We start from the raw sequence: 20,983 nt of genomic DNA, 5'->3' as shown, positions 1-20,983 counted from the left end.
CCCGCCCCGCGACGGCTGACGCCGGTGCTGACCCCCGCCGGCAGGGCTGACCGGCGGTGGACCGCCAACTAGGCTGACGGTCATGACGGGCAGGGTGGCAGCGGTGAACCTGGGCATCATGACCGAGGCTGGGTGGGCCGGCGACGCGAGCGGTCGCAGCGGCATCGACAAGCGGCCGGTCGACGGCCCGGTGTCGGTGCTCACCGGCGGTCTGGCGGGCGACTTCATCGGCGAGCGGGCCCATCACGGTGGCCCGGACCAGGCGGTCTACGTCTACGCGGAGGAGGACGCCGCCTGGTGGGTGGCCGAGCTGGGCCGCGCCATACCGCCCGGCGGCTTCGGCGAGAACCTGACCACCTACGCGGTCGACGTGACCGGTGCGGTGATCGGCGAGCAGTGGCAGGTCGGCTCCGCCCTGCTCCAGGTCACCAAGCCGCGCACACCCTGCACCACCTTCGCCGGGTTCTGGGGCGTACCGGACCTGATCAAGCGGTTCACCGCCCGGGCGCTGCCCGGGGCCTACCTGCGGGTGCTGCGTGAGGGGGAGGTGGGCCCGGGCGACCCGATCGAGGTGGTGGACCGGCCCCCGCACGGTGTGACCATCGGCGAGGTGTTCCGGGCGACCAGCCTGGAGCCGGAGTTGCTGCCCCGGCTGCTCGACGCCGAGGACCTGCCGGAGCCCATCCGGGAGAAGGCCCGACGACGCCTCGCCTCCCGGAGCTGACCGGCCGACGCGCCCCACGCGGCCGGCATCCATCGGCAAGATCCCGCTCGATCCAGGATCGAGTGGAACGGCCCCCCGCCATCGCTGAACGTTGGCAGGGGGCCGTCCTACGAGCAGTGGATCAGCGGAGCCAGGGGATGTTGCGGTCGAGCTGACCGCGCTCCATGAGCTCCTTGCGGAGCGGGATCTCGTCGTCGACGTACCCGTCCCAGTTGATGCCCCAGTAGTTGGCGGTGTGGGTGCCCTCACCGATCAGCTGGCGCTGCACCGGGGTGCGGTTGCGGTACCACTCGCCGTTCACGTCGGGGTGCAGCTCGTCCAGCGGACGGATCCACCGGTAGGTGTAGCCGACGAAGAGCATCTTGCGGGTGATGGCCGACAGGTTCGTCGACCGCGAGTGCCACTGCCGGCGGTCGAAGATGAAGGCGTCGCCCGGGTTGGCGGTGATCTCCACCGTGCCCTCCGGGTCGGGGTTCTGGACCGTGAGGTCCGCCGGCCGGGGCAGCGAGTTCTTCAGGTGGCTGCCCGGGATGACCTTGGTGGCGCCGCGGCCGGTCTCGGAGAGGTCCGACAGCACGTACGCGACCTTCAGCGAGAACATCGGCCGAGGCAGGTTCGGGTCCATCGTCTCCGGGTCGGAGTTCTGCCGGTACCCGTCCTGGTGCCAACCCCAGTACGGCTTCTCCGGCTCGGCGGCCGGCGGGGTGACGTCCAGGTGGTTGTGGTGGGTGTAGATGTTCCAGCCGGCCAGCCCCCACATGTACGGGAAGGCGATCGGGTGGGTCAGCAGCTCACCGAAGAGCTCGTCGCGCTCCAGGAAGCCCAGCAGGTGCAGGGTCCCGTCCTTCTTGGTGGTGCCCTTCGCCTGCTCCTCCGCGTAGACGCGGTCGACCGCCGCCTCCAGCGCCGCCCGGTGGTCCTCCGTCAGGACGTTGCGCAGCAGGAGGAAGCCCTGCTCGTGGAACTCCTTGCGGTCAGTGTCGCTGATCGGTTCGTAACCGGTCCGGTCGCCGTAATCGAACACCGCGTCGTACCCCTCCCCATGAGGTGAAACCTTTTCTGGCACAGGCCGCCGATCGTAACGCGGCTGTCCCGACGTCGGGGAGGGTGTGGTGCGGGATTGGGCCACGGTGGGACCCCACGCAGTGAGAGAAACGCACAGGGTGAGATCGGGGTGATCAATAGTGCGATTTGGCGATTATTGCCCGATTGTGCGGTGACTGCCGGTTAAGAGATCCGGGTCGGTCAACCCTCGTTGAACACCTCGGCGACCACCTGGCCGGCAGGGCTCTGCCGACCGTCCACCCGGCCCCACGAGCCGTCGCGGGCGGTCCACTCCAGGTCGCCGAAGCGGACCCACTTCACCCCGTGGTCCTGGGCGTGCGAGACCAGCCAGTGCGCGTAGCGCCAGCCGTCGCGCTGGTCGCCCGGAGTCACCGCCAAGCCGGTCGGGTCGGTCGGGTCGGTGCCCTTCAACCCCCAGTCGAGCACCAGGTTGCGGGTCAGCTGCGCGGCCGCCGCCGCGCCGTGCATCGCCGGGATACGACCCACCGAGCAGGCGACCGCGCCGCTGGCGTCGCCGAGCAGGGCCCGGCTGAGCACCTCGGAGTCGTCGGACCACTTCTGGTACGCCTCGGGGAACGCCGAGCGCTGCACCCGCTGGGCGGCATCGGTGACCCGCATCTTCTCCCAGCCGCGCACCTTCTTCAGGGCCGCGTAGAACCGGTTGGCCGCATAGCGCGGGTCGCGAATCTGCGCCGGCGTGCCCCAGCCCTGGCTCGGCCGCTGCTGGAACAGGCCGATCGAGTCGCGGTCGCCGTCGGCGAGGTTGCGCAGCCCGGATTCCTGGTAGGCGGTGGCGAGCGCGACCACGACGGCCCGCTCGGGCATTCCGCGCTTCGCGCCGATCGCGGCGATGGTCGCGGCGTTGGCCATCTGGTCGGCGTCCAGCGCGACCCGTCCGTCGGCCTGCACTGTGCACTTCCGTGCCACCAACGGCAACCTGAGGTTGTCGCCCACCTGCCGTACGACGAGCCAGATCGCGATCACGGCGACGAGGATGAGCACCACTCCACCCGCCACGGTTGCCCGAGTTCGCACCCACACCCCCAGATCGACAGTTCGCCAAGCGTACGTCCCCGCAGGCCCTCTGCGGGTCGTCCGAGTGGTTCGGGCCCAGCCTGGCCGACTCCGACCGGTTCGGGGGCGGCTCCGCTGTCGCGTACCGGTTGGCGACGTTCCCGCTCCGGTCGCGATCTCACCTGCCGCAACGATCTGTCACAGGCCCCGGTGCGGGGCTGTCGTGAGCGTCACCGGGTAAGCGACAACGGGAAGCGTTTGACCGGTCAAGGACTTGACCCAGTTGACATATCAATCCGACCTACCACCCATACCGGGCGCGTCGGTCGTCAACCGAGGAGGAGTTCCATGGGAACGCTCGATGGCAAGGTCGTCCTGATCACCGGCACCGGCGGTGGGCTGGGCCGCGTCGCGGCGCTGACCTTCGCCCGCGAGGGCGCCAGTGTCGTCGGGGCCGACCTCCAGGTCGCCGGTAACGACGAGACCGTCGAACTCGTCCGTCGCGCCGGCGGCGAGATGACCGGCATCGCACCGGTCGACCTCACCGACCCCGAGCAGGTACGCAAGCTCGTCGACGACGCCGCGGCCGCCTACGGCGGGCTCGACGTGGTCTACAACAACGCAGCCGCGCTCCGCTTCGGCCCGATGCCCGACTTCTCGGTGGAGGACTGGCGCTACACCATCACCGGAGAACTCGACATTCCGTACTTCGTGTCGAAGTTCGCCTGGCCGCACCTGGTCAGGCGCGGTGGCGGTGTCATCATCAGCGCCGCCTCCATGGCCGGCTCGATCGGCGGCCACGTCCCGCCGATGGTCGGTCACACCGCCGCGAACGCCGGCATCATCGGCATGACGCGACAGCTCGCCCTCGAAGGCGCGCCCCACGGCATCCGGGCGGTGGCGGTCAGCCCCGGGCCCACCCTCACCCCGGCCAGCGAACGCGACCTCGGTGACAACCAGGAGGCGCGGGACGCCATCACCGCCAAGACGCTCCTCAAGCGCTTCGCGCGCCCCGAGGAGGTCGTCGAGCTGGTGGTCTTCCTCGCCTCCGATCGGGCGTCGTACATCACCGGGGCGAACTACCCGGTCGACGGCGGCGCGACCGCCTGGTGACCCGTGTGTCCTTTGCTCTGCTTCAGCGGACGCAACACCATCTGTCCGCTATCCGGACGGCGAGTGTTGCGCTGGTTGAAGCAGAGCAAAGGACGACGAACAGCAACGCCTACCCGGCCTGACCGGCGGAGCCGCCGTCCAGCGCGGCCACCCATCGTGCCAATCGCTTCTCGCGGAAGGCCGTCACCCCCTCGCGTCCCTCGTCGGACAGGAAGTAGCCGGTCGAGACGGCGGAGAGCCGGGCCAGGTCGGCGCGCAGCTCGGCGGTACCCGGTCGGCGCAGCAGCTCCTTCGCGCCGGCCAGCGCCCCGGGCGCGCCGCGCACCAGCGAGTCGCAGTAGCCCCGTACCGCGTCGTCCAGCCCGTCCGCCGGGACCGAGGCGGTCACCAGGCCGATCTCGGCGGCGCGGCGGCCGTCGAAGGTGTCGCCGGTCAGGTACAGCTCGGCGGCGGCGCGGGCGTGCAGCCGGGGCAGCACGGTCGCCGAGATCACCGCCGGGATCACCCCGATGCGTACCTCGGTGAACGCGAAGGTCGCCTCGTCGGCGCAGACCGCCAGGTCGGCGGCGGCGATCAGGCCAAGCCCACCGGCCCGCGCCGGACCGCCGACCCGCGCCAGCACCGGCTTCGGGCACTCCCAGAGCGCCGCGAGCACGTCACCCAGCATTCCGGCCGGCACCGTGCCGCTGGCGTACGCCGCGGCGGTCTCCTTCAGGTCCGCGCCGGAGCAGAAGACCGGGCCGGTGTGGTCGAGCACGATCACTCGGACCGCCTCGTCGGCGACCGCGTCCGCCAGCCCGGCCAGCAGTTGGGTCATCAGGCCGGTGGAGAGCGCGTTGCGGTTGTGCGGGCTGTCGAGGGTGAGGGTGGTCACCCCGCGGGCCGTGGCGACCCGCACGAGGACGTCGGGAGAGGTCATGCCGGGCACACTAGTGGCCATGCCCGGCGTCCTTCCAGATGGTGAGACCGTCCCCGTCGACGGATCGTTGCCCGCCACCGCCACCACGGCGGTCGGCGCGCGTGGCTTCGGCGTGTACGTGCACGTCCCGTTCTGCGCCAGCCGCTGCGGTTACTGCGACTTCAACACCTACACCGCCTCCGAACTGGGCGGCGGCGCCAGCCGCGAGGGGTACGCCGACACCGTCCTGGCCGAGCTGACGCTCGCCGCCCGGGTGCTCGGCGACACCCCGCCGCCCCGGGTCGACACCGTCTTCGTCGGCGGCGGCACGCCCACTCTGCTCCCCGCCGACGACCTGGCCCGCATCCTCGACGGCATCGACAGCACCTGGGGGCTGGCCGCCGATGCCGAAGTGACCACCGAGGCCAACCCCGAGTCGGTCACCCCGGAATCGTTGAAGCTGCTGCGGGCCGCCGGCTACACCCGGATCTCGCTGGGCATGCAGTCCGCCTCCCCGGGGGTGCTGGCGATCCTCGACCGCAAACACAGCGCCGGCCGGGCCACCGCCGCCGCCCTGGAGGCGCGTGACGCCGGGTTCGAGCACGTCAACCTTGACCTGATCTACGGCACCCCCGGGGAGCGGGCCGAGGACTTCGCCGCCTCGCTGGAGCAGGTCGTGGCCGCCGGGGTGGACCACGTCAGCGCGTACGCCCTGATCGTCGAGGACGGCACCCGGCTCGCCGCCCGGATGCGGCGCGGCGAGCTGGCGTACCCCAGTGACGACGTGGCCGCGGACCGCTACCTGGCCGCGGAGGCCGCGCTCGACGCGGCCGGGCTCTCCTGGTACGAGGTCTCCAACTGGGCCCGCACCGAGGAGGCCCGCTGCCGGCACAACCTGCTCTACTGGACCGGCGCGGACTGGTGGGGGCTGGGGCCGGGGGCGCACAGCCACGTCGGTGGGGTGCGCTGGTGGAACGTGAAGCACCCCTCGGCGTACGCTCAGCGGTTGGCCGCCGGCGCGTCTCCCGGCCTGGCGCGGGAGGTGCTCACTGTCGACGAGGCCCACATGGAGGACGTGATGCTCCGGCTGCGGCTGGCCAGCGGCCTCCCGCTGGCGGTGCTCGACGCCACCGGCCGGGCCGGCGCCGAACAGGCGCTCGCCGGCGGCCTGCTGGCCGCCGACGAGTACGCCGCCGGCCGGGCGGTGCTCACAGTGCGCGGGCGGCTGCTCGCCGACGCGGTCGTCCGCGACCTGCTGCCCTGAGTGGCCCAGCCCCGGAGGAGGGGCAGCGGTGAACCGGTCCGGCCGGGGGAGCGGCCGGCCCGGTTCACTTGATGAAGTTGGCCGTCATCGGGTAGCGGTACGGGGTGCCCTCGTTGGCCTTCATGCCGGCGATGATCCCGAACAGGATCTGGATCACCACGACGGCGATGCTGGGCAGGAAGAGCAGGCACCAGCTCACGAAGAGCAGCACGAACGCGATGATCGACCAGAGGATCTGGAAGTTCAGGGCGGCGAGGGCGTGCGCCCGGACGGCCGGCGACTGCTGGCCGCGGGCCAGGTAGGCGATCAGCGGGGCGACGAAGCCCAGCGGGCCGAAGCTGACCAGCGCGCCGAGGGCGCCGCCGAAGTGCGCGACCAGCGCCCAGGTCTTGTCCTCGTTGTTGGCGTAGCCGCCGCCGGGGCCGCCGTAGGCCCCACCGGCCGGGTAGCCGCCGGGCGGGGGGTAGCCCCCGGGCGGGGGGTAGCTGCCTGCCGGAGGGTAGCCGCCTGACGGCGGTTGGTCACCGGTGGGCGGCGGATAGCCACCGGCCGGGGGATAGCCGGCCGGGCCGGGCGCCCCGGACAGTGGTGCGGTGGGCGGCTCGGCGGACGGGAACGGGCCTGGGGAGGTGGGCTCCGGCGGGTAGTTGCCGGGGTCGCCCGACCCGGGAGGGCGAGGAGGTTCAGTCATGGATGTCACGGTAGGGGCCCGTGGCAACGCCGCACCAGAGCGACACCGCCTGGCAGTGCGGGCCGATCGGCTCAACGCCGGTGGCGTGGGCCGCACCGACGGGTGGCCGTTGATCATCGCGTCGGCGGGTCCGCCGACGTAGACTGGCACTCGTTACAGTCGAGTGCCAGGACGGCCCGGCCGGCCCACAGCGCCGGCGGCCGACGTGCGACAGGAGGTGCGGAGGATGGGTCTCGACGACCGGAAACTCGCCGTGCTCCGCGCCATCGTCGAAGACTACGTCTCCACCCAGGAGCCGGTCGGCAGCAAGGCGCTGGTCGAGCGGCACCAGCTCGGGGTCTCCCCGGCCACTGTGCGCAACGACATGGCCGTGCTGGAGGAGGAGGGCTACATCCGGCAGCCGCACACCAGTGCCGGCCGGGTGCCCACCGACCGCGGCTACCGCCTCTTCGTCGACAGGTTGTCTCGGGTCAAGCCGCTCAGCCCGGCCGAGCGCCGGGCCATCGAGCGCTTCCTGGTCGGTGCGGTCGACCTCGACGACGTGGTGCACCGCACAGTGCGACTGCTCGCCCAGCTGACCCGGCAGGTCGCCGTCGTGCAGTACCCGAGCCTGGCCCGCTCCTCGGTGCGTCACCTGGAGCTGGTGCCGATCTCCACCACCCGGCTGATGCTCGTCATGATCGCCGACACCGGGCGGGTCGAGCAGCGACTCGTGGAGTTGCCCGGGCCGGTGCCCGCCGACGACGTCACCGACCTGCGCCGCCTGATCAACGAGAAGCTCGCCAACGCTCGGCTGTCCGAGACGCCACCGCTGGTGCAGGCGCTGGTCGAGGAAGCGCCGACCGGGCTGCGTCCGACAATGACCACGCTCGCCACAGTCCTGCTGGAGACGCTCGTCGAGCGGCACGAGGAGCGGATCGCGCTCGCCGGCACCGCGAACCTCACCAGGGGCGGCCTGCTCGACTTCCAGGGCTCCCTGCGGCCGATCCTCGAGGCTCTGGAGGAGGAGGTCGTGCTGCTCAAGCTCATCGGTGAGACCGAGCCGAGCACGACCCGGGTGCTGATCGGCGACGAGAACGAGTTCGACAACCTGCGCGCCGCCTCGGTGGTCAGCACCGGGTACGGCCCGGGCACCACCATCCTGGGCGGTCTGGGGGTGCTGGGGCCCACCCGGATGGACTACCCCGGCAACATCGCCACGGTGCGCGCCGTGGCACGCTACGTGGGCGAGTTGCTGGCCCAGAACTGATTGGTCAGGGCCGATGCGGCCGGCTGCGGCCGCCGACCGGCGCAACGCGAGACGAACATGAGGACACGGAACGCAGTGGCCAGGGACTACTACGGCATTCTCGGTGTGAGCCGGGAAGCCTCCGATGACGAGATCAAGCGCGCCTACCGCAAGCTGGCGCGCCAGTTCCACCCGGACGTCAACCCGGACCCGGAGGCTCAGGAGAAGTTCAAGGACATCAACGCCGCGTACGAGGTCCTCTCGGACGACCGGAAGCGGCAGATCGTCGACCTCGGCGGCGACCCGCTCGCCCCGGGTGGTGGCGGCGCCGGCGGCCCGGGTGGCCCCGGAGGCGCCGGCCCGTTCGTCGGTTTCCAGGACATCATGGACGCGTTCTTCGGTGGCGCCGGAGGTGGCGCCCGTGGCCCACGCCCGCGTACCCGCCCGGGCGCCGACGCGATCCTGCGGCTCGAACTCGACCTGCACGAGACGGCGTTCGGCGTCGAGGCCCCGATCACCGTCGACACCGCCGTGCTCTGCACCACCTGCTCCGGTGCCGGCACGGCCGCCGGCACGCACCTGGCGACCTGCGAGGCGTGCGGCGGTCGGGGCGAGGTGCAGTCGGTGCAGCGCACCTTCCTCGGCCAGGTGGTCTCCGCTCGGCCGTGCACCGTGTGCCAGGGCTACGGCACCACCATCCCGCACCCCTGCCCCACCTGCGCCGGCGACGGCCGGGTGCGGACCCGCCGCTCGCTGACCGTCAAGATCCCGGCCGGCGTCGAGGACGGCATGCGGATCCGGCTGGCCCAGCAGGGCGAGGTGGGCCCCGGCGGCGGCACCGCCGGTGACCTCTACGTGGAGATCCACGAGCGCCCGCACGACGTGTACTCCCGCAAGGGCGACGACCTGCACTGCCGGGTCACAGTGCCGATGACGGCGGCGGCGCTGGGCACCCGGCTGACCATCAAGACGCTGGACAGCGAGGAGACCGTCGACGTCAAGGCCGGCACCCAGCCGGCCAGCACGCTGCGACTGCGCGCCCGGGGCGTGCCGCATCTGCGCGGCACCGGCCGAGGCGACCTCTACGTGCACCTGGACGTGCGGACGCCCACCAAGCTCGACCCGGACCAGGAGAAGATGCTGCGCGACTTCGCCAAGACCCGTGGTGAGGAGGTCGCCGAGTTATCCAAGCAGGGCGGCTTCTTCTCCCGGATGCGCGATGCGTTCAACGGGCACGCCTGAGGTGTCCGCACCGCTGTTCCTGGTCGAGGCGCTGCCCACCGGCGACGCGCTGACAGTGGACGGCCCGGAGGGGCACCACGCCGCCACCGTCCAGCGGTTGCGCGTCGGCGAGGAGTTGCTGCTCGCCGATGGCCGGGGTGGCACGGCCGCCGCCGTGGTGACGGCCGTCGGCCGGGGCAGCCTGGAGGTCACCATCACCTCCCGGGGGTACGCGGACGCGCCAGTACCCCGGCTGGTGACAGTGCAGGGCATCGCCAAGGGCGACCGGGGCGAACTGGCCGTGCAGGCGATGACCGAGGTCGGGGTCGACGAGATCGTGCCCTGGGCGGCCTCGCGCTCGGTGACCCAGTGGCGCGGCGACCGGGGCGTACGCGCCCGGGAGAAGTGGGTGGCCACCGCCCGGGAGGCGGCCAAGCAGGCCCGCCGGCCGTGGCTGCCGGTGGTGGCCGGTGCGCCGGACGAGTCCACCGCCACGGTGGCCCGTCGGATCGCCGGTGCCGCCGCCGGGTTCGTGCTGCACGAGGAGGCCGAGGACCGGCTCACCACAGCCGAGTTGCCCGCCACCGGCGAGATCGTCCTGGTGGTCGGCCCGGAGGGTGGCATCGCGCCGGCCGAGCTGACCGCCTTCGCCGAGGCCGGCGGGCGACCCGTACGCCTCGGGCCGGCCGTGCTGCGCACCTCCACCGCCGGGGTGGCGGCCCTCAGCGTGCTCGCCGCCCGCCTCGGCCGCTGGTGACAGTGGGCTTCGGGCCCATTTAGGGCCGGGGAAACACCGGCACCACCTCTTCCTCCGGCCCTAGATCCAGCCCCGCCGGCCCGATGATCTCCGGGTCCGGTGCGCCGACCACCTCGGGGTCCTTGCCGGTGTAGTCGAAGCGGTGCAGCACGTGCCGTATCGCCTCAAGGCGGGCCCGCTTCTTGTCGTTGCTCTTCACCACCGTCCACGGCGCGTCGGCCGTGTCGGTCCAGAAGAACATTGCCTCCTTGGCCTCGGTGTACTCGTCCCAGCGGTCGAGCGAGGCGATGTCCATCGGGGACAGCTTCCACTGCCGGACCGGGTCGACCTGGCGGATCGCGAACCGGGTGCGCTGCTCGTTCTGGGAGACGGAGAACCAGAACTTGACCAGCCGGATGCCCGAACGCACCAGCATTCGTTCCAGCTCCGGGGCCTGCCGCAGGAACTCCAGGTACTCCTTGCGGCTGCAGAAGCCCATGACCCGCTCCACGCCGGCCCGGTTGTACCAGGAACGGTCGAACAGCACGATCTCACCGGCCGCCGGCAGGTGCGCCAGCCACCGCTGGAAGTACCACTGGGCGGCTTCCCGCTCGTCCGGCTTGGCGAGCGCCACCACCGACGCGCCCCGCGGGTTGAGGTGCTCCATGAAGCGTTTGATGGTGCCGCCCTTGCCGGCGGCGTCCCGGCCCTCGAAGATTACCACCAAGCGCTCGCCGGACTCCTTGATCCAGTCCTGGAGCTTCAGCAGCTCGATCTGGAGCAGCCGCTTGTCGCGGTCGTACTCCTCGCGGTCCAGTCGCTCGTCGTACGGGTAGTCCTCGCGCCAGGTCTCGACGGGGGTGCCGTCGGGGCGGAGCAGGACGGGGTCGTCGTCGTGGCCATCGGCCACCCGGTAGTCGGCGGTCAGGTCCAGCAGCGCGGAGTCGGCCATGTCGAGGAGACTTACCCTCCCGCGAACCGTCAACCACCTCCCCGGGCGGGTGGAATGCCTGCGATGTCGACCTCAGCTGCGCAGGTAGGAGGCGCCGTTGAGATCGACGATCGTGCCGGAGGCCCACTCGGCCTGCGGCGAGGCCAGCCAGTGCACGGCGGCGGCGATCTCCTCCGGTTGGCCCACCCGGTCGAACGGGCTCTGCGCCCGGATTGCCGCGCCCTCCTCACCGCGCAGGTACCCGGTGACCATGTCGGTCGCCACGAAGCCCGGCGCGACGGTGGCGACAGCGATGCCGTACGGCGCGAGCGCCACCGCGAGGGACTGACCCAGCGCGTTCAGCCCCGCCTTGCTGGCGCCGTACGCCGGCTGGTGCGGCTCACCGCGGAACGCGCCACGGGACGAGACGTTGACGATCCGCCCGCCGCGTTCGCGCATGTGCTGGGCGGCGCACCAGATGACGTTGCCGGCGCCGGTCAGGTTGGTCTCCAGCACCTGCCGCCAGCGCTGCTGCCACTCCTCGTACGAGGCGCCGAAGATCGGGTGCGGGTCGTCGCGGTCGCCGTACGTCCCGGCGTTGTTGACCAGCACGTCCAGCCCGCCGAGCTGTTCGGCGGCCCGGTCGACCATGACCCGGACCGCGTCCGGATCGGTGAGGTCGGCGCGGACCACCACGTGCCCGGTGCCCGGCAGCTGCGCGCGCACTTCCTCGGCCGCGTCGGCGGAGTCGCGGTGGTGGATGGCCACCCGGTCGCCGCCGGCTGCGAACGCCTTCGCCACCGCGCGGCCGATCCCGCGCGAGGCCCCGGTCACGAGTACCGCCCGATCCGTCATGCCGGCCATCCTGCCTCAGCCGTACCGTCCCTGCGAACGGGCCGTCGGCGCGTGCGGCGCCGGCGCGACCCCGGCCCGTTGGTCCTTACACTGCCCCGATGGGATCCGACTGCCTGTTCTGCCGCATCGTCGCCGGGGAGATCCCGGCCACCGTGGTCCGGGAGACCGACACCACACTCGCCTTCCGCGACATCGACCCGAAGGCGCCGGTGCACGTCCTGGTCATTCCGAAGGAGCACTACGCCGACGTCGCCACGCTGGCCCAGGGCGACCCGGCGCTGGCCGCCGACGTGCTGGCGACGTCCGCCGCCGTGGCCGAGGACGAGGGCCTGCTCGGCGACGGTTTCCGGCTGATGTTCAACACCGGCGCGTACGGCGGGCAGGAGGTGTTCCACGCGCACGCGCACCTGCTCGGTGGTGCGCCGCTCGGCCCGATGCTCGCCCGGAACCTGGCGTGAGCGGGCCGAACATCAGCGGGCACGACCACCTGGACCGGTTGGTCCGGCGGGTGCAGGCCGAGGCCCGGGTGCCGGCGGTGTCGGCGGCGCTGCACCGGGCCGACCGACCGCTCTGGAGCCGCACCGTCGGCGAGACCGGCACCGACAGCCCGCTGGGGCCGGGCACCCAGTTCCGGATCGGCTCGGTCACCAAGACGTTCACCGCGGTGCTGGTCCTCCAGTGCCGCGACGACGGTTTGCTGGACCTGGACGACCCGGTGGGCCGGCACCTGGACCTTCCGGCGCACGGCGAGCTGACCGTACGCCGGTTGCTGTCGCACACCGGTGGCCTGCAACGCGAGCCGTTCGGCGATGTGTGGGACAGCCTGCGCGCACCGGACGACGACCAACTGGTCGCCGAGTTGGACCGGGCCGAGCGGGTGCTGCCGACCGGCCGGCGGTTCCACTACTCCAACCTGGGCGTTGCCGTACTCGGGCAACTCGTCGCCCGGCTGCGGGGCGGGAGTTGGGCGCAGGCGCTCACCGAGCGGATCCTGACGCCGCTGGGGCTGACCGACACCACTGTGACCCCACGGTCGTCGGCGGCCACCGGGTTCCTGGTCGACGCGTACTCCGACGAGGCGTACCCGGAACCGCCGACCGACTTCGGCGCTGTCGGCCCAGCCGCCCAGCTCTGGAGCACCGCGACCGACATGGCCAGGTGGGCGGCGTTCCTGGCCGACCCGGCGGCGCTGGACCCGGCCGGCGCTGTCCTCGCCCCGGCCACGCTGGACGAGATGCGTTGGCCGCTGACCACCACCGACGAGACGCTCTGGGGGGCGGGCTTCGGGCTTGGGCTGATCCTGATCCCGCAGGGGGAGCGGGTGATGCACGTGGGGCACGACGGGGCGATGCCCGGCTTCCTCGCCGGGGTGTACGGCCGCCGCGGCGGTGAGGGCACTGCAGGCGCGATGGGTGCCGCGGTGCTCGGCTCGTCCGGTACGGCGACCGAAGTGTTCGATCTGCCGCACCGGCTGCTCGCCGCGGCGGTCGAGCACGATCCGGCAGAGATCGAGCCCTGGCGAGCCGGCGCGCCCGCGCCGGCGGCCCTGCGGGGTGCGCTCGGCCGCTGGTGGGGTGAGGGCTCCGAGTACGTCTTCTCCTGGCACGACGGCACCCTGCGGGCGCGCGGGGTCGGTGACCCGGCCGGACGTCCGCCGGCGATCTTCACCCCGCTGCCGGACCAGCCGGACGTGTTCCGGGTGGTCTCCGGTCGGGAGGTCGGTGAGCTGCTGCGGCTGACCCGGGACGAGGCCGGCGCGGTGGTCCGGATGCACTGGGCGACGTACCGGTTCACCCGCCATCAGGAGACCTTCGACCGGTACGACTTCCGGGCCGGGAGTTGATCGCGGCCAGCGGAAATGGGCGCGATGCGGCAGGCGTTGAACCGATACGATGGGTGTAACGTCCGCACGCCAGGCCACCAGGCCGGCGCCGAGATCGAGAGCAGGTGGCGCAGGGCCCTTCGGCCCAACCTATGACCGGCACCCCACCTCCCGGCCCGCCCCGGGTGCAGACCAGGATCACCGTGCCCGACCCGAAGATCATGGTCAATCTGCTCGGCGCAGGCGACGAGATCCTCAGACTCGTCGAACGCTCGGTCACCAGTGACGTGCACGTCCGCGGCAACGAGATCACCATCACCGGTGACCCCGCGGACAACGCCCTCGCCGAGCGGGTCTTCAGCGAACTCCTCGAACTCATCGAGAAAGGCGAGACCCTGACCAGTGACGCCGTCCGGCGTACCGTCGGCATGCTCGAGCAGGGCAGCGCCGAGCGGCCCGCCGAGGTCCTGACACTCAACATCCTCTCCCGGCGCGGGCGCACCATCCGCCCCAAGACGCTCGGGCAGAAGAAATACGTCGACGCGATCGACACCCACACCATCGTCTTCGGCATCGGCCCGGCCGGCACCGGAAAGACCTACCTGGCGATGGCGAAGGCCGTCCAGGCGTTGCAGGCCAAACAGGTCAACCGGATCATTCTCACCCGGCCGGCGGTCGAGGCCGGCGAGCGACTGGGCTTCCTGCCCGGCACGCTCAACGAGAAGATCGACCCGTACCTGCGCCCTCTCTATGACGCGCTGCACGAGATGCTCGACCCGGAGACGATCCCCAAGCTGATGGCCCAGGGGACGATCGAGGTCGCCCCGCTGGCGTACATGCGGGGCCGTACGCTCTCTGACGCGTTCATCATCCTGGACGAGGCGCAGAACACGACGCCCGAGCAGATGAAGATGTTCCTCACCCGACTCGGCTTCAACTCCAAGATCGTCGTGACCGGTGACATCACCCAGGTGGACCTTCCCGGCGGGACGAGCAGCGGCCTGCGGGTGGTTCGGGAGATCCTGGAAAACGTCGATGACGTGCACTTCTCCCAGTTGTCCAGCTCCGACGTGGTCCGCCACCAGCTGGTCGGGGAGATCGTCGACGCGTACGCCCGCTGGGACGCCGAGCGGGAGAACCAGCAGGCGCAGGGCGTTCACGCCGTGCCTGGGCGACCCGCCCAGGGCGGCCGGGCCGGCCGCCGCCGCTAAAGCAGAGGAAAGCAGTTGTCCATCGAGATCGCCAACGAGTCCGGTGTCGACGTCGACACCGACGCCGTGCTCGCCGTCGCCCGGCACGCCCTCGACGAGATGGGGGTCAACCCCCTCGCCGAGCTGTCAGTGCTGCTGGTCGACATCGACTACATGACCGAGCTGAACCACCGCTGGATGGGTGGCGACGGCCCGACCGACGTGCTCGCCTTCCCCATGGACGAGGGCAGCGTCGACCACGGCCCGGGTGAGTCCGCACCGGCCGGCGGCGAGCCCGCCCTGCTCGGCGACATCGTGCTCTGCCCGGAGGTGGCGGCCAAGCAGGCCGCGACCGCCGGGCACGCGCCGGCCGACGAGCTGCACCTGCTCACCGTGCACGGGGTGCTGCACCTGCTCGGCTACGACCACGCCGAGCCGGAGGAGGAGCGGGAGATGTTCGCACTCCAGGCTCGGCTGCTGGCGAGCTGGCGGTCGACCCGCACCCAGTGATGTCCACTCCTCCGTTACTGGCGGCCGGCGCCACCGCCGGCCTTCCCGACTTTCAGCTGATCGTCTTCGCGGCCGGTCTGGTGGTGCTGGCCGGCCTGATCGCGATGACCGAGGCGGCCCTCGCCGCGGTCTCACCGGCCCGAGCCGCCGAGCTGGCCCGCGACGGCGTGCGCGGCGCCCGTACCCTCCAGGTCGTCGCCGGCGACGTCGTCCGGCACCTCAACCTGCTCCTGCTGTTGCGGCTGCTCGCCGAGCTGACCGCCACCACGCTGGTGGCGCTCGTGGCGGTGGACAGCTTCGGCGCCGGCTGGCGGGCCGCACTGGTGACCGCCGGCGCGATGACAGTGGTCAGCTTCGTGGTGGTGGGCGTCGCCCCGCGCACCATCGGCCGGCAGCACGCCTACGCCGTGGGTCGTGCGGTGGCGCCGCTGGTCCGCTGGCTGGGCCGGGCGCTCAACCCGCTCGCGTCGCTGCTGATCCTGATCGGCAACGCGGTCACCCCGGGGCGCGGTTTCCGGGAAGGTCCGTTCGCCACCCAGGTGGAGTTGCGGGAGCTGGTCGACCTGGCCGAGCAGCGCGGCGTTGTCGAGCACGGCGAGCGCCAGATGATCCACTCCGTCTTCGCGCTCGGCGACACCATCGCCCGTGAGGTGATGGTGCCGCGTACGGAGATGGTGTGGATCGAGGAGGGCAAGACGCTCGAGCAGGCGCTGGTGCTCTTCCTGCGCTCCGGCTTCTCCCGCATCCCGGTGATCGGCGAGAGCGTCGACGACGTGCTGGGGGTGCTCTACCTCAAGGACCTGATCCGGCGCTCCCGTGGCGGGGACCCGGGGGCCGAGCAGTTGCCGGTGGCCGAGTTGATGCGCCCGGCGACCTTCGTACCGGAGTCCAAGCCGGTCGACGACCTGCTGTCCGAGATGCAGGCAGCCCGCAATCACCTGGTCATCGTGGTCGACGAGTACGGCGGCACCGGCGGTCTGGTCACCATCGAGGACATCCTCGAGGAGATCGTCGGTGAGATCACCGACGAGTACGATGTCGAGCGCCCGCCCGTCGAACGTCTGGCGGACTCCTCGGTGCGGGTGACCGCCCGCCTGCCGGTGGAGAATCTCGGCGAGATGTTCGACACCGACCTGCCCACCGATGAGGTGGAGACGGTCGGCGGTCTGCTCGCCCAGTCGCTCGGGCGGGTGCCGATCCCGGGTGCCGAGGCCGAGGTCGCCGGTCTCCGCCTGGTCGCCGAGGGCACCACCGGCCGGCGCAACCGGATCGACACCGTCCTGGTCAGTCGGGTGGAGCCGGGCGATGAGCAGGACACCGCGGGGCGCGGCGAGCACGCCGGCCCCGGGGACGACACGGACAACTATCGAGACGACGAGAGGCAACCCGCCGATGCCTGACACACCCGCCGCGCCTGCCGCCCGGCCCACCCCCACCGCGTCGGGCGCACTGAGCGCCGAGGACGGCAAGCTCGTCGTCCTGGCCCGGGGAGCCCGCGCGCGGGTCGGCGCCGTGGAGGGCGCCGCGGTCCGCGACCAGGACGGCCGGACGTACGCGGCGGCCAGTGTCGCGCTGCCGTCGCTGACGCTCACCGCGTTGCAGTTGGCGGTCGCCTCGGCAGTGGCGGCCGGGGCGAGTCGGCTGGAGGCCGCGGTGGTGGTGACCGAGGCGTCGACGCTGGACGGCGCCGGGCACGCGGCGGTACGGGACCTCGCGGCGGACGCGCCGGTCCACGTGGCCGCTCCGGACGGCACGGTCCTCGGCACGGTGACCCAGTGAGCCCGGTGCAGGATCCGGAGGCGCGTCCGTACCGGGCCGGGTTCGGCTGCTTCGTCGGTCGTCCCAACGCCGGCAAGTCGACGCTGACCAACGCCATCGTCGGCACCAAGATCGCCATCACCTCGAACAAGCCGCAGACCACCCGGCACGTCATCCGGGCGGTGCTGCACCGACCGGAGTCGCAGCTGGTCCTCGTCGACACGCCGGGCCTGCACCGCCCCCGTACGCTGCTCGGCGAGCGTCTCAACGACCTGGTCCGGTCCACCTGGACCGAGGTCGACGTGATCGGCCTGTGCATCCCGGCGGACGAGCCGGTCGGGCGCGGTGACCGGTTCATCACCGGCGAGCTGGCCGAGTTGAAGGCGACAGTGCTGGCGGTGGTCACCAAGACCGACCTGGTGGACAAGCGTCGCCTGGCGGAGCAGCTGCTGGCGGTCAGCAAGATGGGGGAGTTCGCCGAGATCGTGCCGGTGAGCGCGGTGTCCGGGCACCAGGTGGACACCCTCGTCGAGGTGATGACCAAATATCTGCCGCCGTCGCCGCAGCTCTACCCGGACGACATGCTCACCGACGATCCCGAGCAGGTGCTGGTCGCCGAGCTGATCCGGGAGGCAGCCCTGGAGGGGGTCCGCGACGAGCTGCCGCACTCCATCGCCGTGGTGGTGGAGGAGATGATCCCCGAGGGTCAGGTCATGAAGATCTACGCCGACCTGTACGTGGAGCGGCCCAGCCAGAAGGCCATCGTGCTCGGCCACAAGGCGAGTCGGCTCAAGGAGGTCGGCACCAACGCCCGCAAGCAGATCGAGGAGCTGCTCGGCGGTCGGGTCTACCTCGACCTGCACGTGCGGGTCGCGAAGGATTGGCAGCGCGACCCGAGGCAACTGCGCAAGCTGGGCTTCTGACCCACCTCGTCGTGGTGCCCGACCGGCGGCACGATCGCCTTCGGTCGGGCGGCTGGATGTTCACGTGCGGTTCAGGTCAACGCGCGCTGATCGTGAGGTTGCCGCTGTCGGCCGAACCGTCGAGCACCAGGGACGCCGCCGGGTTGTCGGCGACGGTGACGGTCTCGTCGCCGGAGTCGGCGTTGGACCGGACCCGGTAGCTGCCCTGCGGCACCACCAGCGTGACGTCACCGCTGGAGGCGTGGACCCGGGCCGAGGCGGGTTTGTCCAGCTCCACGTTGACATTGCCGGAGCTGGCCTCGGCGTCGACCGCGCCGCCCAGCCGGCGTGCGGTGATGTCTCCGGACGAGGCGCGCAGCCGTACCGCCGCGGCGGCCTCGCTCACCTCGATGTTGCCGGAGCGGGCTTCCACCCCGACCGCGCCGGACGCGCCGGAGATCCGCACGTCGCCCGAGCTCACCTGCAGCTCCACGGTGCCGACCCGGCTCAGCTCGACGTTGCCGGAGCTGGTCTCGCCCTGCACCGCCACGCCCTCGGGCACCGTCACCTCGTAGGAGATGCTGCACCGCGAGCCGCAGTCGGTGTCCAGCACCAGCTCGCTGCCCTTGATCTCGTAGCGGGCGTTGTCCGGTTCGCCGCCCTGGTAGCGCACCACCCGCTTGATCCGCACCTCGGACGCCGGGCCGGTGCCGCGGATCACCACGTCGCCCGAGCCTCCGGAGAGCCGGACCGTGGTGATCCGGACCGCCTCGGTGTTGTCGTAGTCGAGCCGACGGAACGACAGGTTGTCGCACCCCGCGAGCACGATGAGGGTGGTGGCGAGCCCTAGCGCGACCGGAGCGGCGACGCGACGACGGCGGGGGGTGGTGGTCAGCTGTAGTGCCATGACCAGCACGCTACGACCGAGCACGAGTCGGCCGCATCGGGGTTCATCCGCGCTTGCACCCCGAACCAACCCTGATTTCACACCCCGAGGGAGAATGGCCCGATGGCCGGGTATCGCCGACAGCTCTACCGCGACGACGCGGTGGTGCTGCGTGTGCAGAAGCTCGGCGAGTCCGATCGGATCATCACCCTGCTCACCCGCCGGCACGGCCGGCTGCGCGCGGTGGCGCGAGGGATCCGCCGCACCACCAGCAAGTTCGGTGCCCGGCTGGAGCCGTTCGGCCACGTCGACCTCCAACTCGCCGGTGACCCGAAGGGCAACCACGGCAGCTCCCTGCACACAGTGAGCCAGGTCGAGGGCATCGAGCTGTACGGCAAACGGTTCCTGGGCGACTATCCGCGCTACACGGCGGCCAGCGCGATCGCCGAGACCGCCGAGCGGCTGACCCCGGTGGAACGGGAGCCGTCGCTGCGGCTGTTCCAGCTCACCATCGGCGCGCTGAAGGCGCTGTCCCGGGGCGAGCACGCCACCACCCTGGTGCTCGACGCGTACCTGCTGCGTGGGATGTCCCTGGCCGGCTGGGCGCCGGCGCTGGTCGCCTGCGCGGTCTGCGGCACACCCGGGCGGCACCGGGCGTTCTCGGTACCGGCCGGTGGCGCGGTCTGTCCGGATTGTCGGCCACCCGGTGCGGCTCATCCCGCACCGGCCACCATCGATCTGATGTCCGCGCTGACCACCGGCGACTGGGTGATCGCCGACGCCACCGACGCCGCCGTACGTCGGGAGTGCAGTGGGCTGGTCGCGGCTCACCTGCAGTGGCACCTGGAGCGCGCGCTACGCTCGCTGCCGCTGGTCGACCGGGGTTCCTCGGCGGCCGGCACGGCCCCGCCGCCGGAGGGCACCGGGGCCGTGGTGCTCCGGCCACGCGGCGACGTCGAGGCCGGGGCGGACGGCGCGAACAGGGAGTGACCGAGTGATCCGATCGAAGAAGGCCGGCCGGCGCGAGCCGACGCCGCCGGTGCCACACCCGTCCGGGGCCCGCCCCCCGGCGCTGCCCACCGAGGCGGTGCCGAAGCACGTGGCGGTGGTGATGGACGGCAACGGTCGCTGGGCCAAGGATCGCGGGCTGCCCCGCACCAAGGGGCACGAGGCGGGGGAGCACAGCCTCTTCGACACCATCGAGGGCGCCATCGAGATGGGCATCCCGTACCTGTCGGCGTACGCGTTCTCCACCGAGAACTGGCGACGCTCGCCCGACGAGGTCCGGTTCCTGATGGGGTTCAACCGGGACGTGATCCGTCGCCGCCGTGACCAGCTGGTCGACCTCGGCGTACGGGTGGTGTGGTCGGGGCGGCCCGGTCGGCTGTGGAAGAGCGTCATCTCCGAGTTGCAGACCGCTGAGGAGATGTCCCGCGACAACTCGACGCTGACCCTGCAGTTCTGCGTGAACTACGGCGGGCAGGCCGAGATCGGTGACGCCGCCGCCGCGATCGCGCGGGACGTGGCGGCCGGCCGGCTGGACCCGGCGAAGGTCACCGAGAAGACCGTGGCGAAGTACCTCTACCACCCGGAGATCCCGGAGGTGGACCTGTTCCTGCGCCCCTCCGGGGAGGAGCGGATCTCCAACTTCCTGCTCTGGCAGACCGCGTACGCCGAGTTGGTCTTCCTGGACACGCTCTGGCCCGACTTCGACCGCCGCCACCTCTGGTACGCGTGCGAGTTGTACGCCCAGCGGGACCGACGCTTCGGCGGTGCGCTGCCCAACCCGGTCGCCCCGGTTATCTGAGCCGACGCGCTTACCCGCACGTCACTCTGGGTATCAGAGACGTCAGAAACCACTGACGGAGGTGAACCCACATGATCCAGAAGCGCATTGCCCAGTGGGCGGTGATGGCGATCGCGGTGCCGCTGGCCGCGGCCGGCGCCCGCCGGCTCAGCCACACCCTGGAGGCCCGTCGTGGTCCCTCCGGGGCGACCCGGTTGCTGACAAAGGGTGCGGACCTGATGCGTCCGCAGAAGGCCAAGCGCCGCCGTTTCTTCTGATCGACCAGACCCACCGGCGCCGCCCCCCAACCGGGCGGCGGGGGCGGGGCGGGCCAACTCCGGTGGGGCGGGGGGGGGGGGGGTGGGTTTTGGGGGGGTCTGCAACGCGGG

At 71.8% G+C, this 20,983-nt stretch carries 24 protein-coding genes; 17 read left to right on the top strand and 7 right to left on the bottom strand.

The annotated features are described in order from the left end of the window. The first annotated feature begins 118 nt into the window (after nt 1-118). Nucleotides 119-724: an MOSC domain-containing protein gene (locus tag ABZS40_RS27665; RefSeq protein WP_354946465.1), complete on the top strand. Its 606-nt coding sequence runs from the start codon at nt 119-121 to the stop codon at nt 722-724. Nucleotides 725-845: 121 nt separating this feature from the next. On the opposite strand, the gene ABZS40_RS27660 is transcribed toward ABZS40_RS27665, so the two are convergent. Together ABZS40_RS27660 and ABZS40_RS27655 are read right to left on the bottom strand one after the other, a co-directional pair. Next, complete coding sequence (locus ABZS40_RS27660) at nt 846-1,748, bottom strand: phytanoyl-CoA dioxygenase family protein (RefSeq protein WP_354946416.1); 903 nt, start codon at nt 1,746-1,748, stop codon at nt 846-848. A 221-nt stretch (nt 1,749-1,969) separates the two neighbouring features. After that, entirely contained in the window at nt 1,970-2,830 is an 861-nt protein-coding gene (locus ABZS40_RS27655; protein WP_354946415.1) for a hypothetical protein, read from the bottom strand. Nucleotides 2,831-3,151: 321 nt separating this feature from the next. Between ABZS40_RS27655 and ABZS40_RS27650 the strand changes: the two genes are divergently transcribed. Then, on the top strand, nt 3,152-3,916 hold the full coding sequence (locus tag ABZS40_RS27650; protein ID WP_354946414.1) for an SDR family NAD(P)-dependent oxidoreductase: 765 nt from the start codon (nt 3,152-3,154) through the stop codon (nt 3,914-3,916). 109 nt (nt 3,917-4,025) lie between these two features. Here ABZS40_RS27650 and ABZS40_RS27645 read toward each other — a convergent pair whose 3' ends face one another. Further along, nucleotides 4,026-4,835, bottom strand: coding sequence for an enoyl-CoA hydratase-related protein (locus ABZS40_RS27645; RefSeq protein WP_354946464.1), 810 nt, complete (start codon nt 4,833-4,835; stop codon nt 4,026-4,028). Between the two features lie 19 nt (nt 4,836-4,854). On the opposite strand from ABZS40_RS27645, the gene hemW reads away from it, so the two are divergent. Continuing rightward, complete coding sequence (gene hemW / locus ABZS40_RS27640; RefSeq protein ID WP_354946413.1) at nt 4,855-6,078, top strand: radical SAM family heme chaperone HemW; 1,224 nt, start codon at nt 4,855-4,857, stop codon at nt 6,076-6,078. A 64-nt stretch (nt 6,079-6,142) separates the two neighbouring features. Here hemW and ABZS40_RS27635 read toward each other — a convergent pair whose 3' ends face one another. Next, on the bottom strand, nt 6,143-6,769 hold the full coding sequence (locus ABZS40_RS27635; protein WP_354946412.1) for a DUF4870 domain-containing protein: 627 nt from the start codon (nt 6,767-6,769) through the stop codon (nt 6,143-6,145). On the opposite strand from ABZS40_RS27635, the gene ABZS40_RS27630 reads away from it, so the two are divergent. The 4 genes from ABZS40_RS27630 (at nt 6,768) to ABZS40_RS27615 (ending at nt 9,975) form a co-directional block, all read left to right on the top strand. Beyond that, nucleotides 6,768-6,911: a hypothetical protein gene (locus ABZS40_RS27630; protein WP_354946411.1), complete on the top strand. Its 144-nt coding sequence runs from the start codon at nt 6,768-6,770 to the stop codon at nt 6,909-6,911. The genes ABZS40_RS27635 and ABZS40_RS27630 overlap by 2 nt on opposite strands. 84 nt (nt 6,912-6,995) lie before the next feature. Then, nucleotides 6,996-8,018 carry a heat-inducible transcriptional repressor HrcA gene (gene hrcA / locus ABZS40_RS27625; protein ID WP_354946410.1) on the top strand — a complete coding sequence of 341 codons (1,023 nt, stop codon included), beginning with the start codon at nt 6,996-6,998 and terminating at the stop codon, nt 8,016-8,018. Between the two features lie 75 nt (nt 8,019-8,093). Continuing rightward, nucleotides 8,094-9,239 (top strand): molecular chaperone DnaJ, encoded by a 1,146-nt coding sequence (gene dnaJ / locus ABZS40_RS27620; RefSeq protein ID WP_181518639.1) that lies wholly within the window; start codon nt 8,094-8,096, stop codon nt 9,237-9,239. 1 nt (nt 9,240) lies between these two features. Then, complete coding sequence (locus ABZS40_RS27615) at nt 9,241-9,975, top strand: 16S rRNA (uracil(1498)-N(3))-methyltransferase (RefSeq protein WP_354946409.1); 735 nt, start codon at nt 9,241-9,243, stop codon at nt 9,973-9,975. Between the two features lie 19 nt (nt 9,976-9,994). Here the strand turns inward: ABZS40_RS27615 and ppk2 are convergent, their stop codons facing one another. Next, complete coding sequence (ppk2, locus tag ABZS40_RS27610) at nt 9,995-10,906, bottom strand: polyphosphate kinase 2 (protein WP_354946408.1); 912 nt, start codon at nt 10,904-10,906, stop codon at nt 9,995-9,997. A 72-nt stretch (nt 10,907-10,978) separates the two neighbouring features. Beyond that, complete coding sequence (locus tag ABZS40_RS27605) at nt 10,979-11,740, bottom strand: SDR family oxidoreductase (protein WP_354946407.1); 762 nt, start codon at nt 11,738-11,740, stop codon at nt 10,979-10,981. A 98-nt stretch (nt 11,741-11,838) separates the two neighbouring features. Between ABZS40_RS27605 and ABZS40_RS27600 the strand changes: the two genes are divergently transcribed. From ABZS40_RS27600 to era, 7 genes are all read left to right on the top strand, one after another. After that, nucleotides 11,839-12,198, top strand: coding sequence for a histidine triad nucleotide-binding protein (locus tag ABZS40_RS27600; RefSeq protein ID WP_196919275.1), 360 nt, complete (start codon nt 11,839-11,841; stop codon nt 12,196-12,198). Next, nucleotides 12,195-13,583 (top strand): serine hydrolase domain-containing protein, encoded by a 1,389-nt coding sequence (locus ABZS40_RS27595; protein WP_354946406.1) that lies wholly within the window; start codon nt 12,195-12,197, stop codon nt 13,581-13,583. The genes ABZS40_RS27600 and ABZS40_RS27595 overlap by 4 nt, the downstream gene beginning before the upstream one ends. A gap of 131 nt (nt 13,584-13,714) precedes the next feature. Further along, nucleotides 13,715-14,773: a PhoH family protein gene (locus ABZS40_RS27590; RefSeq protein ID WP_354946405.1), complete on the top strand. Its 1,059-nt coding sequence runs from the start codon at nt 13,715-13,717 to the stop codon at nt 14,771-14,773. A 15-nt stretch (nt 14,774-14,788) separates the two neighbouring features. Beyond that, on the top strand, nt 14,789-15,262 hold the full coding sequence (gene ybeY / locus ABZS40_RS27585; protein WP_030491788.1) for an rRNA maturation RNase YbeY: 474 nt from the start codon (nt 14,789-14,791) through the stop codon (nt 15,260-15,262). Further along, a complete protein-coding gene (locus ABZS40_RS27580) occupies nt 15,238-16,662 on the top strand; it encodes a hemolysin family protein (RefSeq protein WP_354946463.1) in 1,425 nt (474 codons plus the stop codon). Before ybeY ends, ABZS40_RS27580 begins: the two co-directional genes overlap by 25 nt. Next, the gene (locus tag ABZS40_RS27575; RefSeq protein WP_112619633.1) at nt 16,655-17,041 is read left to right on the top strand and encodes a cytidine deaminase; all 387 of its coding nucleotides are present in this window, start codon (nt 16,655-16,657) and stop codon (nt 17,039-17,041) included. Before ABZS40_RS27580 ends, ABZS40_RS27575 begins: the two co-directional genes overlap by 8 nt. After that, the gene (gene era, locus ABZS40_RS27570) at nt 17,038-17,943 is read left to right on the top strand and encodes a GTPase Era (RefSeq protein ID WP_181548813.1); all 906 of its coding nucleotides are present in this window, start codon (nt 17,038-17,040) and stop codon (nt 17,941-17,943) included. Before ABZS40_RS27575 ends, era begins: the two co-directional genes overlap by 4 nt. Before the next feature lie 76 nt (nt 17,944-18,019). Here era and ABZS40_RS27565 read toward each other — a convergent pair whose 3' ends face one another. Further along, nucleotides 18,020-18,829 carry a DUF4097 family beta strand repeat-containing protein gene (locus ABZS40_RS27565; protein ID WP_354946404.1) on the bottom strand — a complete coding sequence of 270 codons (810 nt, stop codon included), beginning with the start codon at nt 18,827-18,829 and terminating at the stop codon, nt 18,020-18,022. 102 nt (nt 18,830-18,931) lie between these two features. Here ABZS40_RS27565 and recO point away from each other — a divergent pair, with 102 nt between their 5' ends. The 3 genes from recO (at nt 18,932) to ABZS40_RS27550 (ending at nt 20,872) form a co-directional block, all read left to right on the top strand. Next, entirely contained in the window at nt 18,932-19,798 is an 867-nt protein-coding gene (recO, locus tag ABZS40_RS27560; protein ID WP_354946403.1) for a DNA repair protein RecO, read from the top strand. A gap of 4 nt (nt 19,799-19,802) precedes the next feature. Next, entirely contained in the window at nt 19,803-20,615 is an 813-nt protein-coding gene (locus ABZS40_RS27555; RefSeq protein WP_091409745.1) for an isoprenyl transferase, read from the top strand. 71 nt (nt 20,616-20,686) lie between these two features. Next, entirely contained in the window at nt 20,687-20,872 is a 186-nt protein-coding gene (locus tag ABZS40_RS27550; protein WP_238660698.1) for a hypothetical protein, read from the top strand. The last annotated feature ends 111 nt before the right edge of the window (nt 20,873-20,983 follow it).

Source organism: Micromonospora sp. NPDC005324, assembly GCF_040607155.1.
GTDB classification, from domain to species: Bacteria; Actinomycetota; Actinomycetes; order Mycobacteriales; family Micromonosporaceae; genus Micromonospora; species Micromonospora trifolii.
The sequence above is the reverse complement of the archived record's forward strand: the minus strand, read 5'-3'. Positions and strand labels throughout refer to the sequence as shown.

Coding starts and splice junctions, on each gene's coding strand:
- ABZS40_RS27665 (WP_354946465.1), top strand. CDS start 119: ATGACCGAGGCTGGGTGGGCCGGCGACGCGAGCGGTCGCAGCGGCATC.
- ABZS40_RS27650 (WP_354946414.1), top strand. CDS start 3,152: ATGGGAACGCTCGATGGCAAGGTCGTCCTGATCACCGGCACCGGCGGT.
- ABZS40_RS27645 (WP_354946464.1), bottom strand. CDS start 4,835: ATGACCTCTCCCGACGTCCTCGTGCGGGTCGCCACGGCCCGCGGGGTG.
- hemW (WP_354946413.1), top strand. CDS start 4,855: ATGCCCGGCGTCCTTCCAGATGGTGAGACCGTCCCCGTCGACGGATCG.
- ABZS40_RS27630 (WP_354946411.1), top strand. CDS start 6,768: ATGGATGTCACGGTAGGGGCCCGTGGCAACGCCGCACCAGAGCGACAC.
- ABZS40_RS27635 (WP_354946412.1), bottom strand. CDS start 6,769: ATGACTGAACCTCCTCGCCCTCCCGGGTCGGGCGACCCCGGCAACTAC.
- hrcA (WP_354946410.1), top strand. CDS start 6,996: ATGGGTCTCGACGACCGGAAACTCGCCGTGCTCCGCGCCATCGTCGAA.
- ppk2 (WP_354946408.1), bottom strand. CDS start 10,906: ATGGCCGACTCCGCGCTGCTGGACCTGACCGCCGACTACCGGGTGGCC.
- ABZS40_RS27605 (WP_354946407.1), bottom strand. CDS start 11,740: ATGACGGATCGGGCGGTACTCGTGACCGGGGCCTCGCGCGGGATCGGC.
- ABZS40_RS27600 (WP_196919275.1), top strand. CDS start 11,839: ATGGGATCCGACTGCCTGTTCTGCCGCATCGTCGCCGGGGAGATCCCG.
- ABZS40_RS27590 (WP_354946405.1), top strand. CDS start 13,715: ATGACCGGCACCCCACCTCCCGGCCCGCCCCGGGTGCAGACCAGGATC.
- ABZS40_RS27575 (WP_112619633.1), top strand. CDS start 16,655: ATGCCTGACACACCCGCCGCGCCTGCCGCCCGGCCCACCCCCACCGCG.
- ABZS40_RS27565 (WP_354946404.1), bottom strand. CDS start 18,829: ATGGCACTACAGCTGACCACCACCCCCCGCCGTCGTCGCGTCGCCGCT.
- recO (WP_354946403.1), top strand. CDS start 18,932: ATGGCCGGGTATCGCCGACAGCTCTACCGCGACGACGCGGTGGTGCTG.
- ABZS40_RS27550 (WP_238660698.1), top strand. CDS start 20,687: ATGATCCAGAAGCGCATTGCCCAGTGGGCGGTGATGGCGATCGCGGTG.